Origin of the sequence: Cyanobacterium stanieri LEGE 03274, from assembly GCF_015207825.1 — a bacterium.
GTDB lineage: Bacteria > Cyanobacteriota > Cyanobacteriia > Cyanobacteriales > Cyanobacteriaceae > Cyanobacterium > Cyanobacterium stanieri_B.
In genome coordinates this window covers 24,290-43,075 of sequence record NZ_JADEWC010000026.1, presented here as the reverse complement: position 1 = coordinate 43,075, position 18,786 = coordinate 24,290, and the positions used below count along the sequence as shown (strand labels likewise).

The window sequence follows — 18,786 nt, the reverse complement described above, 5'->3', positions numbered from 1 at the left end:
TCCATTAAAGGTATTAAGTTTTAAGTGATGGAGAAATGGACTGATAAAAATGAATTATCAATTATCCATTCTCCATTATCAATTAACTACCCTACTTTAAACTGAGCCACATTAGATTCTAACTCCTGAGCAACCTCAAGCAATTGACGGAAAGAATCCGAGAGCTTGGTTACAGATACCGTAGTTTTTTGCGCTACCCTTGCCACATCAGTCATTTTTTCCCCCACATTTTCCGAGTTTTCCGACTGTTCAAAGGCCGCTTCGGCGATCGCCTCTACCAACTCATTAATCTGAGAGGTTGCCGCCGTAATTTGGTTAAGACTCTGACGGGTTTCTTCCACCAGTTTACTACCTTCTACCACCTGTTCATTACCTTGTTCCATGGCCGTTACCACTACTTTTGTTTCCGAAAGAATATCCGTAACTAGCTTATCAATGTCTGCCGTTGCCGAAGCCGATTGACTAGCCAAAGTTCTTACCTCCTCAGCAATTACCGCAAACCCTGTTCCTTGCTCCCCTGCACGGGCGGCCTCGATGGATGCCTTCAAAGCCAAAAGGTGAGTTTGAGCGGCAAAACGACCGATCAGACCGACCACATTGGAAATATTTTGGGTGGTATCCCCTAAGCGTTTCATCTGTTTGGTGGCCTGTTGTACCGTTGTCCGAATTTCCATAATTGATTTTACGGTACGATTCATGGCTACTTCACCCATTTCCACACTTTCTTGGGCCCTTTGTAGCACCTCCTCTGCCTGTTCAGCATTTTCCGCCACCAGGGTACTAGAATTACTCATGGCTTCGATGGTTTTTAGAGCTTGGGTAATGTTTAATACCTGCTCCTTGATTTCCGCTTGTAAGACATTGACATCATTTTCGTTAATGGTGGTGGTTTTGGTTACGGAGGTAGCGGCGGTTTGTACCTGAGATACAATTTTCCTTAAACTTTCGATGGTGGCGTTGTAGGAATCGGCAATGGTACCGATTTCATCTTCGGTAACGGTGGCTCGGATGGTTAAATCCCCTTCTGACACTGGATCTACCTGCATGAGAAGGTCTAAGGCTCGTTTTTGTAATAGTTCTTTTGCTTGTCTTTGTTCTTGTTCTGATTCTTTTTGGGCTTCTAATAGATTTACCCTTTCTAAACCTAAACCGACTTGGGTGGATAGTTGGCTAAAGAGTTCAATTTCTCCTGATTCCCAGTTTCTTTCCCCAGAGCATTGATGACAGATTAATAAACCCAATAGTTTTTGATCTACTAAGATGGGGGCAACGAGGTTGGCAATGACTCCGAAGGGTTTTAATTGCTGTAGGTGACAGTCGGTTAACCCTGCTTTGTAAATGTTGGGGGTAGCTTGAACCCTTCCTTGTTGATACCGTTCTACGTACTTATCGGCAAAACAGGGATCGGCAATAACTGCCCCTAGGGCTTTGGGATATTCTTCTTCTACGGATTCGGCGATAATTGTTCCCTGCCAGTTTTCATCAAATTCATAGACTATGGTGCGATCGCTCCCTATAGCATAACGAACGTCGTTAACTACTTGTTCTAAGAGTTCTTCTCGGTTGGTTTTTGAGGCAATGGCGAGGGTAATTTCTTTGAGTTGTTCAGCACTACGGGCGGCAATCATTTGGGATTTGAGTAGCCCTACCCTATCTAGGATGACCCCAAAACGAAGGGCAATTTGACCCATAAAACTGATTTCTTTTTCTCCCCAGGTGTGTTGGTTTTGACAGTGGTGGGCGATGAATAGGGCAAACAGTTTTCCTTGGCTAATGATGGGTACTACTAAATTAGATTTAATTTGTAGTCGATACATGAGGGCTTCATGTTCGGGGGCAAACCCTGCGTTATAAACATCGGTGGTGGGTACTACCCTACCGTTAATGTAGGCTTGTCTGAGTTCGATGGGAATACAGGGATCGTTGATTTGTTCTTCTAGGGCGCTGGGAAATCTGGGATCTCCTGCTTCGTTGGAAATATAGCCACTCCAGTCGGGTTTGAAACGGTAGATAACGAGACGATCGACCCGTAGAATTTTTTTGGCTTTTTTGAGGGCTTTGTTAAATACTTGGTTTACGTCCTCTTCGTCAAGGGTACGAGAACCCGTAATTTCTTGGAGGAGAACCCCTTTTTCGTTGTCGAGTAATAGCATTCCTTCGTTGTTGGCGATGTTGGCGGCTAGTTCGTTAAAGGTTCTCGCTAGTTTACCGATTTCATCATCTCCTAATATTTGGGCTTGGGTGTTGTAATCCCCGGCCATAAATTTTTCGGTGGTACTTTGTAGGGCTTCTACTCTCTGGGCGATCGCCTTGCCAAGAATAATGATCAGTAAAAGACTAAAGAGAATTACACCGATGGCTACTTGGATTTGGAAGGTAACGCTGTTTCTTAAAATGGAGTTAAGATCCCTTTCAGGAGTACCACGAACGATAATACCCACGGAGTCCCCTAAACTGTTTTTGATCACTTCGGCGGTGACGGTGTGAATTTCCCCAGCGATGGCGGTACGATCGGATACGATGCGATCGTCTTCTAAAACTGCTCTTTCTAACACGGCGTTATTATCAACGGCAACATCTCTTTGTTCGTTTTCCCCTCGTCCGATGAGGGCGGTGGCCATGCGGAATTCTCCCCCTTCTAGGAGTTTGTAAATGGCGGCATAACCTCCACTAAATTCTTGAATGGTATCTTCAACGATGGTATATTTACCGTTAACTACGTCCCCTGATACTAATACCCCGACCACTTGATCACTATTGAGGGCAAATACGGGGGTAAAGGTATAACGAATCAGGGCAGGGCTGTTGGGTTCAAATAGCCCTAAATTGGGGGGATTTTCTCTTTCTAAGTCTTCCCATGGTACTAATTCACTAATTCTGATTTGTTCTGGATTTTCAATAACTCTACTAACTAGGCCGTTGGGATCAAATAGTTCCCCGGTGCGATCGTTGTTGGCGTTGACGATAATACGGCGATCTAAACCAACTAAGGTGGCATATTCTATGTCACGGGCGCTGATTTCGTTGGCGAGGATTTGTCTGACGATGGCTTTATTTTCTGGGGTAATGTTGTTACCTGCGATCGCCCCTTGAATGACGGCGGTGTTATCGGATTGTCCCCGAAAACCAAAACCCATCTGATTGATTTTAATGCCATAGTTAATTTTGGTGGCTTCTAGCTCGGAGATGGATTGGTTAACTAATTGCGCCCGTCCCCCCGTAATAATCTGGGTTACACTGACCCCCACCAAAGAGGCGATCGCCACGGTTTGCGCACTCAATAATACCAATAGCTGTTTACGCCGTAGGGAAAGATCATAAAACCACTGCACCAAGGGAGACGATTCTTTTTTAACAGTTTTGGGCTTTTGGGGAGAATACAGGGGGGCATCAACTACTAAACGGGTTTTATTATTAGTAGGAATATTGTCAAGATTGAGATGGGGCTTTTGGGGTGTTTGGGTCATGGTTGATAATGGATAATGGACAATGGACAATGGACAATTACAAGGTTTTACTATCCCGAACTGAGGTTAATATAAAGCAGTCAGTCAGAAGCCAGAAAAGGGGAAAAAATTCCCCATCAATTAGTCAACTTTGAACTTACTAACACTTAATTGTAAGTTTTCAGATACCTTAAGCAGTTTACGGAACTTACGGGATACATCATCCACCGCCATGGAAGTTTCTGAGGCGATCGAGGCCACATCAGCCATGGTTTCCGTAATTTCCTCCGAAGTTTGAGACTGTTCGGCCGCCGCCGTTGCGATCGCTGTTACCAACTGGTTAATCTGAGCAGAAGCAGCAGTAATCTGAGTCAAAGAAGAACGAGTTTCTTCCACCAACCTTGTACCCTCTACCACCTGTTCAGTACCAGTTTCCATAGCTTTTACCACCTCATTGGTTTCCTGCTGAATCTCAGCCACCACTTTTTCAATGTCCGCAGTAGCTTCGGCAGACTGACGAGCCAAAGAACGAACCTCCTCAGCTACCACCGCAAAGCCTCGTCCCTCTTCCCCTGCGTGGGCGGCCTCAATGGAAGCATTAAGCGCCAGTAGGTTAGTTTGATCCGCAAAACTACTAATCAAGTTCACAACCTTAGAAATTTTCTGAGTTGATTCCCCGAGTCGTTTTACTTTTTTCGCTGTTTCGGCCACGGTTTCTCGAATGGCAAGAATACCATCTACCGTACGATTCATGGCCATTTCCCCTTCTTCTACACTGCGGTTTGACTGTTGTACCGCTTGTTCTGCCTGTTCGGCACTATCTAATACCAAACGAGCGGACATAGAGAAAGACTGAATACGCTCAAGGGCGGTATTAATGTCATCGGACTGACGGACAATTTCTGTGGCGAGGTTACTAATAAACTCCTCTTGTTCTGTCACAATTTCTGTTACAGCGTGAGATCCTCCCTGTACTTGGGTTACCAGTTTTCTCAAACTCTCAATGGTGGCATTATAGGAGTCGGCAATGGTACCAATTTCATCTTCTGTCACCGTCGCCCTAATGGTCAAATCCCCTTGGGAGACTGGATCTACTTGCATTAACAACTCCAATGCCCGTTGTTGAATGGTTTCCTTCTGTTGCCTTTGGGTACTTTCTGCCAATTTTTGACGATCCAAAAGTTGTACCCTTTCCAGGGCAGGACCAATCTGGGTAGCTAACTGAGAAATAAAACTAGACTCAGACTCCGTCCACTGACGGGGGGCAGAACATTGGTGAGCAATCAACAGCCCTAATAATTCCCCGTCCACAATAATAGGTGTAACCAAATTGGCTTTCACTTCAAAGGGTTCTAACTGTTCAATGTGACACTTAGTTAACCCTGCGGTATAAATATTGGGGGTCGCTTGAACTCTACCCTGTTTATATTTATCAACGTATTTATCAGCAAAACAAGGATCTTTGATCATCGCTCCGAGGGCTTGGGGAAATTGAGAATCAACGGATTCGGCGATAACTGTGCCTTTCCAATCTTCATCAAAGGTATAGATAATAACTCGATCTGCTCTGAGGGCTTTACGAGTTTCAGCGGTGGCTACATCAAAAACCTTGTCTTTGGTTAAGGATTCAGCGATTTTGAAACTAATATCTTTGAGTTTGTTGGAGAGGAAACTATCTAACTGCTGATTCTCAAGAAGCATTACCCTTTCTAGGGCAGGACCGACTTGGGTTGCGGTTTGGGTAAGGAAGTCAATTTCGTAGGAGCGCCAGTTTCTGGGTGCAGAACATTGGTGGGCTATGAGTAGTCCTAATAGTTTATCCTGAACAATAATGGGCGCAACAAGATTGGCTTTGACGGCAAAAGGTTCTAGTTGTTTGAGATGACAATCTGTTAACCCTGCTTTATAAATATCGTTGGTGGCTTGAACCCTGCCACTAAAGTATTTATCAATATATTTTTCTTCAAAACAGGGGTCATGGATTTTCGCTCCGAAGGCTTGGGGATATTGAGGATCAACGGATTCTGATACAATTGTACCTGCCCAATCTTCATCAAAACTATAGACAATTACCCTATCTGCACCTAAGGCTTTACGAATTTCACTTACGGCGATGGAAAATACTTCGTTCACCTCAAAGGCTTTGGTCATCTCAAAGGTGATGTTTTTGAGGAGGTTCGATTGATTGGCGAAAATTTGTTGTTCTAGGAGGAGGTTTTGCAGTTGATAGGTCATGTTATTGACACTTTCACCCAATTGGGCAATCTCATCATCGCCACTAACTTCCACGGATACATCGAAATCTCCTGCGGCAATTTGTTTAATGGTTCGGGAGGTTTTTTCGATGGGGTTAACCACTAATCCTGCGATGGTGTAGGCGATATAACCCACTGCTCCCCCTGAAACCAAAATGCCGAGAAAGATAAGGGTTGTAATGCGATTAACGGGGGCAAGAATAACCCTTGTGTCTCCTGAGAGAATGATGCCCCAATTCATTTCTGAGGATTCGATGTCGATGTTTAGGGGGCTGTAACTAACAATTTGATTGGTTTGGGTTAGTTGGTTTTGATCTTCTATGGTGGTAACTTCTAGCTGGGAGTCTTCTTGTAATGCTAGGCTAGGGAAAACTTGTTCAACGGTTCTGACACTTTCAAAGGTGCTTGGTGCATCGGTTTGCCCGGTAGTGGTTATGTTGGTAGAATAGATGGTATCTGATGAAAGAAATATTTGATTGTTACCATCGACAAGATAAATATTTTCTCCGGTAGTTTCGTAGCTTTCTGTTTTGGCAATAAATCTTTGTAGTTCTTCTACGGGAACTCTTGCCCTTAAATATCCAGTAATTTCATTGGTGCTAGGATCTAATAGGGCGGAGGCGAAATATATTCCATAGTTACCATCCCATTCGGAGATAATGGGTTGACTGACGATCGCCCCTCTGACTTCCCTTGCTTGTTGAATGTAGGTTCTTTGGAAGTGATTGGGCATGGCGCGACCACTACTTTCGGCTAGGGCGTTTCCCTGAGCATCGAATACGGCAATGGTATCAAAATATTTATATAATTGTTGAAAATTACTTAATTGGGCTTGTAATTCTGCTTGATTTCTTTGTTGATAAGCGGCTAGGGATGGTAAAACTTGAGCCATACCTTGGGCTTGGGCAAAACGATCGGCAATGATTAGGTTGATGTCTTGACCAATAATTTGGGCTTCTTCTTTTTGTACTTCGGTGATTTCTCCCTTAAATGCTTGATTTACTGTTCCTCCAATGATGCTACCTACGATTACGATGGGTAATATAGTCAAGGTTGTGGCAATGGATGAGGCTTTGAATCTGAGGTTTTTACTTTGCCACCATTTGATTAACCCTTGGGATGAATCTGAGAGTGGAGACATTTTTGTGGGGTTTTCTGGTGGTGAGGGGGATGATAAATGGTTATTATTGTTGTTTTCTTTTTGATTGGAGGATTGGGGAGAAATCTGAGTCATGTAATCTACCTCTTTATTTTTTATAAGTATCTATACTTACAACTTTCAATATTAAATGATTAATAAGTGTTGATAATCCTAAGATCTACACTAATTTTAGCTTAATTAAGAGAAGGTCTGGCAGAATAATTATTAGGTTTTGATCAAAAGTGAGGTGATGGGGGATTAGGAGGAGGGGAGATGAGGAGTAGTTCTTGGTTTGAGGTGTTAAGTATCAGGTATCAGGTTCAAAAATTTAGAACAATTCTACATTAATTAATGGTCTTATTTTCACTTCCTCAATAACCTCGTAAAAACTTTTCATATTTTTAACCACCCCACCTGCTAAAAAATATGAGTAGGTAACATCAGTTATTAATTGTCAATTGTTCATTGTCAATTTAAAATTCTAGGTTGGCTAATCTTGCTTGTAACATTCCGGGGAATAGTCGATAATAGCGTTGGTTGAGGGGGGAAGGATGGGGAAGGGGAGATATGAGGGTTTGTTTCTTGACTAGATTTCCTTGATTATCGGTGGCATTTAGTGTGACTTGAATACTTTTTTGATAACGATGATCTTTATCTGCCCAAAATTGATTAAATGTTTCTTTATCGGTATAGGGTTCAAACCATTTAAATGCTTCTGTGCCGAGGGTGATAATATGATTTCCTTGCCAATGAATGGTTAATAATTGTTCTATGAAAGGGCGAAATCTTCTTTTTACTCTTACTCCATAGGCTTTGTTTTCTGGGGGTTTATAAGGTACTGTGTTTGTTAATAAGAGGCGATCGCACACAGCCATTAATTTATCTTTGTCATTGGTACTCTCTTTATAAATAGCTTGATAAAAACCTTGGCGAACCAATGTACCAGAAGCCCCGATCAAAGGTTGTCCTGCTATGACTTCATCGCGCCCTAAATCCCGTCCGAAAAAGCAAACGTTACTTTTTAGGTTGCCATAGTAGAGAATAGGCTTAGTGGGATTTTTTTGGGCAGATTCATAAACGGGAATATCTAAGGGAAAATCAGCACTTTGGGCTTCTATCTGAATGGCGTTGATTAGTTCTTCTAAATTTGACATGAGATATTAATGGATAATTGACAATGGATAATTACCTTTATGAAAAAAAATATCACCAATACGCAAAAAAGTCGAAAGTATTGAGGATTAAGGGCAAAAACATAAAAGATTAATCGTTCTGTTATCCTATGCTCTCATGGTTTATTGGCATTTTAACGAAGAAAGATTAAGCCAAGGTAGGAAATTTAGGGATAGAAGCAATTAACTTTTTGGTGTAATCCCGTTGAGGATGGTTAATAATTTGTTCTGTGGTGGCAATTTCTTCTATTTTACCTTTGTTCATAACCATGATGCGATCGCTCATAAACTTAACCACACTCAAATCATGGGAAATGAAAATATAAGTTAAACCAAAATCCCGTTGTAACTCCTTAAGTAAATTCAAAACCTGAGCTTGAATAGAAACATCTAACGCCGATACCGACTCATCACAAATAATCAACTGAGGATTAAGAGCCAAAGCCTTGGCAATACATACCCTCTGGCGTTGCCCCCCCGATAATTCATGGGGATAACGATTAAACCAATCAGGAGATAACCCCACCCTTTCTAGCAAATAGGCAACCCTTTCTTTGCGTTTACGACTATTACCGCCCATCTTATGAATTTCCATGGGTTCAATAATTGTCTTACCGATGCTCATGCGAGGGTTAAGGGAATTGTAAGGATTTTGAAAAACAATTTGTAATTCTCGGCGCAACTTACGTAAACGAGGATCATTTTTTTTATATTTAGCTAAATCTTGACCCATAAACTCTATTTTGCCTGAAATGGGATTAATTAATCGTAATAACGTCCTTGCCAAAGTTGATTTACCACAACCCGACTCCCCCACCAAGCCCAACGTTTCTCCCCCAAACACCTGAAAACTGACATCATCCACCGCCCAAAAATAGTCCGCTGGTTTTATGCCCCAAGAAAAAATCCCGGGTTTGCGAAAACCAACAATTAAATTTTCCACGGCAATTAAAGGCTTATTCAAATTAACTTCCTTGGGGGGTAAATTAATCTCGGGAATTTCCCCATCATTGGCCATCAAACAAGCCACCGTGGGCAAATATTCTCGATCTTCATCCAAACGGGGACGACAGGCAAGTAAACCTTTTGTATAAGGACTTTGGGGATTTAATAACACATCTTGTGCTTTGCCATATTCCAAAATTTTTCCCTGATACATTACCGCCAAGGAGTCGGCAATATTGGCAACCACCGCCAAATCATGGGTGATGAAAATGACGGACATTTGACGGGTTTGGGCTAATTCTTTTAAAAGTTCTAAAATGGTGGCTTGGACGGTGACATCAAGGGCTGTGGTGGGTTCGTCAGCAATGATAATACGGGGATTACAGGAGATTGCCATGGCAATCATTACCCTTTGCAGTTGCCCCCCACTCATTTCGTGGGGATAGCGTTTAAGAATTTCCCTTTTTCTCTGATTTATGTATTGATTAACTTCTGTTGGTGAGGGGTTGATATTATTGGTTTCGGTGTAAAATTCTTGGGTAAGGGTTTGATCGTCTGCTAATAATTTTACTTCTTGTAAAAGGGCGATCGCCTGTCGTCTGGCTTCACTTTCGGATATTTGTTGATGTTGTAAGATGGCTTCGGTGATCTGAAAACCAATGTTATATAAGGGATTGAGAGAACTCATGGGTTCTTGGAAAATCATGGCAATTTTACCCCCTCGATATTCCCTTCTTTCTTCTTCGCTCAAACTTTGTAAGTCAATGGGGGATGATTCTGTATTATCTTGATACCAGATTTGTCCGTGGGTTTTACCATTCCCTGCAATTAAACCCATAACAGCTAAGGAGGTGACGGATTTTCCTGATCCTGATTCACCAACAATGCCGAGGGTTTTTCCCGCTTCTAGGTCGAAGTTAATTTTATTGACGGCGATGGATGGTTGATTGTCATCGTCAAAAAATGTTACTTCTAAATCTTGTACTTCTAATATTTTCATCGCTTCCCTTTTTTTTTATAATAATTCTAAAAGATAATCCTACATTGACAAATTTACCCTAGTTGCTAGTTATCGGAAATAATACTGAGGCTAACATTTTGTCCATCTTGTAGGGGTTGACTACTTCTGATAATTAGGCGATCTGATTCCTGTAAACCTTGAGTAACTTCGACTCTGCCGTTACGATTATCACCGATAACGATGGGACGGGCTATTACTGAGGGTTGACTACCATTATCATTTAAAACGAATACGGTGGGGTTATTCTCATCATTTCCGCCTACTTCTAGGGCATTTTGGGGAATGACGATGGGAGGAGTGCGATTGTCGGCGAGGGAAACTCGGGCCAGTAAACCGCTATTGATGGATAGGCTATTGGTATCGAGGGTTATTTCTACGGGAATTTGCCTTACGTCGGCATCGGCGGCGGGGGAAATGGTGGAAACGACTCCGCTAAAGGTTTGGGTGGGATATGCGTCTAAACGGACGGTTACGGGGCGACCAACGGAGAAGTTTTCGAGGTCTAGTTCTGATACGGAAATTTGTACTTTTACTTGGCTAAAGTCACCGAGGCGCAGTATTTCGCCCCCTCGTTGAACGAGGTTGCCTGGTTCGGTGAGTCTTTCGAGGACTCGTCCTTGGTTTCCTGCGCTAATTTGGGTGTAGTTTAGTCTTTGTCTGGCTTCTGTGATGATAGCTTGTTGGCTTTGAATTCTACCATCGATCGCACTTACGGCGGATTCTCTTACTCTGACTTGGGATTGGGCGGAGGATACTTCTTGGATGGCGGTTCTTTCTTCGGTTTGGGCGACTTCTAATTCTCTACGGGCGATCGCCCCTTCTCGGTTTAATTCTTCAAAGCGGTTAACGTCGGCTTGGGCTTGTTGGAGTCGGACTCGGGCTGATTCTACTTGGGCTTGGGCGTTGTTAATTTCGGCTACGGCACTTAATCTTTCGGCACGTAGGGAGGACAATTCCCCTTGCGCCCTGGTGAGGGCTGATTGTAGAATGGTGTCGTCTAGTCTGGCGATGGTTTGCCCTTGGGTGATGGTATCCCCTACATCCACAGTTAAGCTCAATAGTTGTCCTTCTACCTGCGATCGCACCACAACTTCTCTGACTGGTTGGGTAGTGCCAATATATTCTTGGGCTTCTTCTAGGGTTTCCCTATTTACCCGAACCGCATCTACGGAGGGGGCAGAGGGTCTTTCTTGCCCTTCTCTTTCTTCTTGGGCTTGGCTATGATTTTCCATCATACAACCCCCTAGAAATGCACAGTAGAGGGCGATCGCACATAGTTTTCCGAGTCTGTTTACTACCATGGGATTTGTGAGCTAATTATGTTGTGAGGATAAATCTTAAGTTTTGTAAATATAAAAACGATTTTATTGTATCACAGGGATTTTTTTTTGGTAGTAAGTAGTTAATGAATGGGCTTTTTTTACTACTAATAAATTAATTTAGCCACTGATAATTTTCTCTTTAATGAAGCCTTCCAAATTGTGCCATTGAGTAGGAGTAAATTTAACAAAATTAACATTAATTCCCTCTGATAACTCGATTCCTTTTTCTAACATTAAAGTCATTACCACTTCAGATACAAATAAACCGACTTCTTCTTCATTAGAATTATTTGTATCTATTAATAATGTTGCTTTTTCTTCTGATGATATGTTTATTAATATTTCACTAAAAGTATTAAATAAATCCTGCTCATCTTTACTCCAGTCTGGCATAATTACATAATTATTACCGTCTGCCATGATACTAATTACATCATCAAATAATTTATTATTGACTATGTCCTGATTCTCACTATTAAGGGTTATTTTTGCCGTTATTTTAGGTAATATTTTTTGCCATTGCGACTCCTCGAGATTATCAATAAAAGTAAAATTAAGAATACTTTCTAAGTCTAATTCTTCCTCCATCATTAGATTCATGGCAATACCAGATAAGAATAAATTAGCATCTTCTTCAGTTATACCAGTGGTGTCAATAACGAGGGTTATTATGTCCTCCCTCTCTATATTGGGATTTGATTCCTCCGAATCCCCTTTACTAAGAGGAGAGTTGTGAGCTAAGGTAGAGATGAGGTTATATAATTCTTCGGTTAAGGTTTCTTCGTCGCTTTGCCAGTCAGGGGTAATTAGATAGTTGGTGTTTGTTAATTTTAAATTACCTGTGACATTATTTTTTGTGACATTTTCACGATTTACATGGATAGCGAGAAAATCTATATATTGAGTCACATTAATTGTGAATCCATTATAGTTATTCTCTATGAAATCACGTATATTTGATAGTCCTGATTGATCTTGAGAAATAATTAAAAACTCGCTCTTTGAACCTTGTAAAAATATATCTAAGATTAATTTAGAAACAATTAAAATATCATAAGAGTTGTTATATTTATCATTTAATAACTCTATAGCGTGAAGGGTTTTAGAAGTTAATAAATATTGATATAATTCATTCTTTAGATAATTTGAATTAGCTGATAAGTATATCTTGACTCGCGGTAAATCTAAGAAATCTTCTATATGGCAAAATTGATTGTCATTATCAACGAAAATTTTTAGTTTTTCGGAATATTTATGAAAATCTTGAATAATTTGATATATTTGAATCCTTGATTGACTATAACCTTGTCCCGATAAATATTTAATACGATTAATAGTTTTGACAGTAAAAATATCATTAACTGGCTTACCTTCCATTATATTTTGTAATTGTTCAGCTAGGTGCTTCGGAGTATAATTATTGAGGTATTTTTGGTATGCTTTTTGTTTATATTGTTCAACTAATTCGGGATATTGAAGAAAATATTTAACCTTGTCAACTAACTGTTGAACGTTGGAAAAAGTCTCATACTCTTCTCCTTCCGAGAATAAAAGATTCATCCCTGACTCTTCACTTAGCCTATCTGTTAATAAAAAACCTCCAGAGGAAATAATTTCAAAAAAGCGTAAATTCAAATCTCCATTAAGACTTATATTAAGAGATATAAGGGCTTGAGAGTATGCTTTTAAGGAGTCTTTTTGAGATAATCTCCCGTACCAAAAATTGGGTATTTCTTTTTGTAAATATTCTAATATTGCTTTTCTTCTGGGATGAAATTTACTTGCTTGTCCTACGAAGATAACTTTATCCTTAAATAAGTTAGGACTAATACTAGGATCTTCAAAATTTTGACTTTCAGAATTATCAATCAAAGGATTAAGAAATAAGCCAGGTAACCAGTATAAATTTTTTAATCCAGCTAAGTGATAGTACCAAAGATGATGGCGTTTATGATCGGTTATATAAAAGTCATATTTTTCTGATTTGGCATACTGAATCATTTTTTCTAGGGGTTGATTCCCATGCTGAGTATCTCCCAATATTAATACTTTAGGACAATTTAATGCTTGAATATTACGAGGGATAACATTAAAAAAAGAGTCAACTTTGGCAATAAATAAATCTGGTTGCCAATCATTTTGATGTTGTTTTAATATTTTTTGAGGTTCATATTCACTACCAATATGTAATAAATTTATGACATTTTCTTTTTGTTGTGGGGTACTGGTAATATAAATTTCATTTTCAGAAAGTATGGGCTGACGCTGATTATTAATTGACCAATGATGAGAATATAAGATTTTTTTATTTTTTAACGCAGCATCATTTATTGATTTATTGTAAATGTTCCCAATTCGAGGATTCGTAATTTGCATACAGGATTTACCTAAACAAGATTGCTTATTACTCGGTAAATTTGTTGTTTCTAATATTTCCGTGGACTTAAAGAATATTGAGGTACAGTTTTTGTAAGTATAACTAGGAATTAAACCATAAAAATCTATTTTCTTAAATCCGAGTGATAATAGTAAATTAATAGATTTATCATACTCATATCTATCGGTATTATCAAATATTAATAAACCATTATGTTTAAGTTTATTTAAGCTAGTTTCTAAACAATTGTTTCTATTAATTCCATCAACAATAACTACATCAAAATACTGATCGGGATATTGATTAATAAAATCTGCATATTTCTTCTCATCAATTTCTAAATTTAATTGCACATTATCGGGCATTTTTTGTTTAATTTGATCATACCAACTCTGATCGCTTTCAATGGAGATAACTTGTTTTGCTTTACTTGCCCACCATAAAGTAGAGTTTCCGCCACCAAATTCAAACACTATAGAATCAGGCTTTATTTTATCTTCTAAAAACTCAATAGCTGGATAGGTGTACCAAGGAATGGGTTTACTTTCAGCATTAACAGGTTTACCTTGAAATAGAGAGTTAAGCCATCCTGAAGTAGATAAATAATTAATCCCTTGAATTAAATTCCCTGAAATTTGTTGCCAGTTTGCTTCTAAGATTAAACAATGGGCTAAACGAATGGATAGATTAGATTTGAGTTGAGGATTTTCGTTAATTAATTGTAAATATAGTTGCGATGCTTTGCTAAATTCTTGTTGATTAAAATATTGATTAGCTTGATTTAGTTTAGGCTGTAAATCTGATTGATTCATGGTTTTAAGAATACTTAATTATCTTTCACTTTACCCGATTTTTTGAGAAGTGTAATCAGTATTTTTTTGAAAATATGAAGTGCGATAAATTATAGGGTACGATCATTCTGTACAAGTTAAGGAAGCCAGTTTTCATCGAGGATTTTGTCAAGATATGCGATCGGCTTGTCAGGAAAAGTATTGAGAGGAAGTTGAGAATGTTTACTGGCTAGTTTTCTCCCATCTTCATAGCATAAATTAAACTGATCTCGAAGATGATTCTTAAGACTAGGACTATCTATCAATAATCGATTAATTTGTTTGCGAAAATTAAAAATTTCTCTTTCCCAATGTCCTCTATTTCTCTCTCTTTCAAAATCCCAATAGCCTAATTTCAAAAGATGTTCTATTAGTCTCATTAATAAACTTTCGAGTTTTCTTTTATCCCTTTTACTCAAATCTAATACTTCCTCAATCAAATTTTCCCAGTCGAGGGAATCTAAATCTCTATTCTCTAACTTTTTGACGGTTTCCAATACCCAGAGATTATAATCAGTGTCATACAAGTTTTGAGGTTCAGTTTTTAATGGAGCTACCATATCTTTTCACTCTATTTTTTACATAGATCTAAATTATAGGTTATTTTCAGATGAGGTAAGGTGCGATAAGTCTTATGAGGGTTAGAGTGGGAAGAATGTTTGGGAAGGGGTACGGTGCGATCGTGTTTTAGGAATGGAGAGGTGCGATCATCTTAGAAGAGAAGGAAAATTTAATTATTATCTTGAATAGCATCGAGAACTTGTTTCACAATTTTGGGATGCAGGGTTTTCTTACCGTGAAATGGTACAACCACTTTAGTTAAATTCTTTTGATAAATTCTGTGACTGCCCTGAGTTCTAATTAAAGAAAATCCCGATTGAAATAACAGTTTTTCAGCGGAATTAGCATTTAAACGAGGTTGTTTAGGCAACTTGAACCCCCAAATTTATCATTGATACTTCTTTTTGAAGTAATAATTTTTTTTCTTCTTCTGAAAGTGTTGATAGATATAGTTCAATCGCTTCGAGAATATTTGACTGAATTTCCGCCAAAGAATCTCCCTGAGTTTGACATCCTTGTAATTGCGGACAGTAAGCATAATAGCCAAATTCATCTTTTTCGATAATTGCTGTTATCTGATAGTACTTTGAATTCATCATCAGTTAAATTAGAATCAGTTTTTCAGTTTAAAATTATCATAGTCTAAATAAATAATTTACTCCTAGTTTAGCATTGTTTTGAGGGATTAAAGAACAGCGATCGTGTGATCGTTAAAAGTAGTGATCGCCTTTTTGGGAATGAGGAGGTGCGATCGCGTAGCGCCACTTCGTGATCGGTGTTTGAGAATGGGTAGGGTGCGATCGCCCTTACTCACAGATTATCATAATGAAAACGACAAGCAAGACAATAAATTTAAGTAGCACTAACCTAATTAGATAAAAATTAATTCTCGTAAGTTTTTACCTCTGGGGATTCTGGTTCTTCTTGCCCCTCATCAAGGTTGGGATTATTCGGAATGGCAACCACGATCGCATCTATAACCCGATTAACACTAATAATATCTAACCCGAGATCACTAGGATAAGTTTGCCCTTTAGGAACGATCGCCCTTTTAAAGCCCAATTTAGCAGCTTCCTTTAATCTTAACTCCATCTGAGAAACAAGGCGCACTTGTCCCCCCAAACCGATTTCGCCGATTAACACCGTACGAGGATCAACAATACGATCCCGAAAACTGGCCACAATGGCGATGGCCATGCCCAAATCCGCCGCCGGTTCTTCTACTCCCAAGCCCCCAGCCGAAGCCACATAGGCATCTAGTTTAGAAAGGGGAATCCCTACCCGCTTTTCCAACACCGCCAAAATTTGTTGTAAACGGTTATAATCCACCCCCGTAGTAGAGCGTCGGGGAGAAGTGTAACTGGTGGGGCTTACCAGGGCTTGTAACTCCACCACAATGGAGCGTGTACCCTCACAAGAAACAATGGTAGCGGTGCCGGGGGCAAGTTCATCCCGACTACTCATAAACAATTCCGAAGGGTTCAAAACCTCCACCAAACCATGATCCACCATTTCAAAGATGCCAATTTCGTGGGTTGCTCCAAATCTATTTTTCACCGAACGCAACAGACGATGGGATGCGTAGCGATCGCCCTCAAAATATAATACCGTATCCACCAGATGTTCCAATACACGAGGCCCTGCGATCGCCCCTTCCTTAGTCACATGACCGACAATAAATAAAGTAATACTTTCCCGCTTTGCCACCTGCATTAAAGCCGAAGTACATTCCCTCACCTGAGACACCGAACCGGGGGCAGAATTAAGACTCGAATAATGGAGAGTTTGAATACTATCAATGATTGCTACTTGAGGTTTTAAAGATTCCAACTCCTTTAAAATTTCCTCCAAATCCGTCTCAGGCATCACATAAAGATTAGGAGAAGAAGCCAAACTAACCGCTCCCTTTTGTTCAGAATCTTCGTTCTTTTTCGGCTTTTTACCATTGCCATTATGATTATTTTGCTGCTCTATCTCTAAGGCCTCTTGCGCCCCCACGTGCAACCTAGTCGCCCTCAATTTGATTTGTTGCCCCGACTCCTCCGCCGATACGTAGAGAATACGAGGAAGACGCAAAGATAACTGATTCGCCGTTTGCAATAATAACGTAGATTTACCAATGCCAGGATCACCCCCAATTAAAACCAACGAACCGGGGACAATACCACCCCCCAAAACCCGATCTAACTCTCGATAACCCGACTCAATGCGGGGTTGTTCTTCCTCTGTAATATCAGAAAACTTTACCGAAGCCCTTGGCTTTGCTTCCGTATTACCCGTATGAACTTGACGGGTTTGAGACTGCCAACCAGCCCGACTAAAACTTGTTCCCCCATTAGTTACAGGATTGATGATTTGTTCTTCCAAAGTACCATAGGTATCACAATTAGGACATTTACCAAACCACTGGATAGACTCAGCCCCACAGGCACTACAAATGTAAACAGTTTTGGTCTTAGGCATCTGTCTTCTAACCTATACATCTACTTTTATTACTTCGATTATGCTATCAAAAATAATTTTTGGTTCAATTTAATTTAAGAAAGTTAACAACAAGATTGATATTGAGAATTTTTCAGTGTAGGAGATGGGGAGTATGGGTGATAGTAGCTTATACTCAATCCCTGAATCAAAATATACCTTAGTTCAATTTATTGAACGATAAACTGTTCGCCTTGTAATTCATTGCAAGGGCAATAATAATATATTTTTTGAAATTAATCTAAAGTGATTATATAACCAAAAAAATAGGGGATAAGAAAACCCTTAACCCCCATCAAATATTAAGCTAAAGCAGGAACTTTCTCAGATTCCTCAACCTTCATACCATCAAAACTTTGATTACGACAGAAAATTTCACAGGAATTATTGGGACTTTCAATGAGCTTGATTTTTTCTAATTCAACCCCTAACTTACTTACAGGCTCTTTTAATAAAGTAGCAATGTAAAAAGCAATATTTTCGGCGGTGGGTACAGTATCAGCAAAATGGGCTATATCTTTATTTAAGAAAGTATGATCAAAAGGTTCTACCACATATTCATCAATGACATTTTGCAGCGCCCCTAAATCCACAATCATTCCCGTACGAGCATCCATTTGCCCTGTGACAGAAACTTCTAAATGATAATTATGCCCATGGCCGTTAGGACGAGCGCACTTACCATATATTTCTAAATTTTCTTCATAGCTTAACTGATTGGACGCTAAACGATGAGCCGCGCTGAAGTGAGTTTGAATTGTTAAAGTTGCTTCCATATCTTTTCCTTGATAATTAACCCAAAGTTGAGGATGTTCGTATAACAGAATGTCAGTGAGCGGTAAATGAGGATTTAACCTTTGCCAAATTACCCTTGCAATGTTTTCGGTGGTGGGCAGAGTTTCCTTGAATTCCTCCCATATATCATTAAGATAACCATAGTCTAACTGACTGGTAACTTCATTTTTAATAACTTTTTTCACATTAGAGAGATTTTGCACCATGCCATATTGATCTAATTCTCCAATCAAGGACACAAATAATACATAATTATGTCCATGGCCAGGGAAACGGCTATTAGGGCCAAAACGCTCTTGATTTTCTTGCTCTGATAATTCGGGCAACCAATAACGGTGACTGGCGCTGAATTTGGCTCGGCGATTGACAATACATTTCATTGCAATAGTTATGATTTCTGGTTGCTGATTCTGTTTCTACTTTATCATTTTTTCCTTTAC

At 39.6% G+C, this 18,786-nt stretch carries 12 protein-coding genes; all 12 read right to left on the bottom strand.

Annotated elements, in window-relative coordinates:
- Positions 1 to 86 precede the first annotated feature (86 nt).
- A complete protein-coding gene (locus tag IQ215_RS11175) occupies positions 87 to 3,467 on the bottom strand; it encodes a methyl-accepting chemotaxis protein (RefSeq protein ID WP_193801397.1) in 3,381 nt (1,126 codons plus the stop codon).
- Positions 3,468 to 3,587: 120 nt separating this feature from the next.
- Complete coding sequence (locus IQ215_RS11170; RefSeq protein WP_193801394.1) at positions 3,588 to 6,935, bottom strand: methyl-accepting chemotaxis protein; 3,348 nt, start codon at positions 6,933 to 6,935, stop codon at positions 3,588 to 3,590.
- A gap of 380 nt (positions 6,936 to 7,315) precedes the next feature.
- Positions 7,316 to 7,996, bottom strand: a complete 681-nt coding sequence (locus IQ215_RS11165) for a uracil-DNA glycosylase family protein (RefSeq protein ID WP_193801393.1) — start codon at positions 7,994 to 7,996, stop codon at positions 7,316 to 7,318.
- Positions 7,997 to 8,162: 166 nt separating this feature from the next.
- Positions 8,163 to 9,959, bottom strand: coding sequence for an ABC transporter ATP-binding protein (locus IQ215_RS11160; protein ID WP_193801392.1), 1,797 nt, complete (start codon positions 9,957 to 9,959; stop codon positions 8,163 to 8,165).
- 65 nt (positions 9,960 to 10,024) lie between these two features.
- On the bottom strand, positions 10,025 to 11,281 hold the full coding sequence (locus IQ215_RS11155) for an efflux RND transporter periplasmic adaptor subunit (protein WP_193801391.1): 1,257 nt from the start codon (positions 11,279 to 11,281) through the stop codon (positions 10,025 to 10,027).
- 138 nt (positions 11,282 to 11,419) lie between these two features.
- Complete coding sequence (locus IQ215_RS11150; RefSeq protein WP_193801390.1) at positions 11,420 to 14,491, bottom strand: glycosyltransferase family protein; 3,072 nt, start codon at positions 14,489 to 14,491, stop codon at positions 11,420 to 11,422.
- 116 nt (positions 14,492 to 14,607) lie between these two features.
- On the bottom strand, positions 14,608 to 15,069 hold the full coding sequence (locus tag IQ215_RS11145) for a DUF29 domain-containing protein (protein ID WP_193801389.1): 462 nt from the start codon (positions 15,067 to 15,069) through the stop codon (positions 14,608 to 14,610).
- 170 nt (positions 15,070 to 15,239) lie between these two features.
- Entirely contained in the window at positions 15,240 to 15,440 is a 201-nt protein-coding gene (locus IQ215_RS11140; protein WP_193801388.1) for a type II toxin-antitoxin system HicA family toxin, read from the bottom strand.
- Positions 15,433 to 15,669 (bottom strand): type II toxin-antitoxin system HicB family antitoxin, encoded by a 237-nt coding sequence (locus IQ215_RS11135; RefSeq protein WP_241735309.1) that lies wholly within the window; start codon positions 15,667 to 15,669, stop codon positions 15,433 to 15,435. Before IQ215_RS11135 ends, IQ215_RS11140 begins: the two co-directional genes overlap by 8 nt.
- Before the next feature lie 86 nt (positions 15,670 to 15,755).
- The gene (locus tag IQ215_RS14500) at positions 15,756 to 15,884 is read right to left on the bottom strand and encodes a hypothetical protein (RefSeq protein WP_277815530.1); all 129 of its coding nucleotides are present in this window, start codon (positions 15,882 to 15,884) and stop codon (positions 15,756 to 15,758) included.
- Between the two features lie 68 nt (positions 15,885 to 15,952).
- Complete coding sequence (gene radA, locus IQ215_RS11130; protein WP_193801387.1) at positions 15,953 to 17,533, bottom strand: DNA repair protein RadA; 1,581 nt, start codon at positions 17,531 to 17,533, stop codon at positions 15,953 to 15,955.
- Positions 17,534 to 17,853: 320 nt separating this feature from the next.
- On the bottom strand, positions 17,854 to 18,726 hold the full coding sequence (locus IQ215_RS11125; protein WP_193801386.1) for a 6-carboxytetrahydropterin synthase: 873 nt from the start codon (positions 18,724 to 18,726) through the stop codon (positions 17,854 to 17,856).
- Positions 18,727 to 18,786 lie beyond the last annotated feature (60 nt).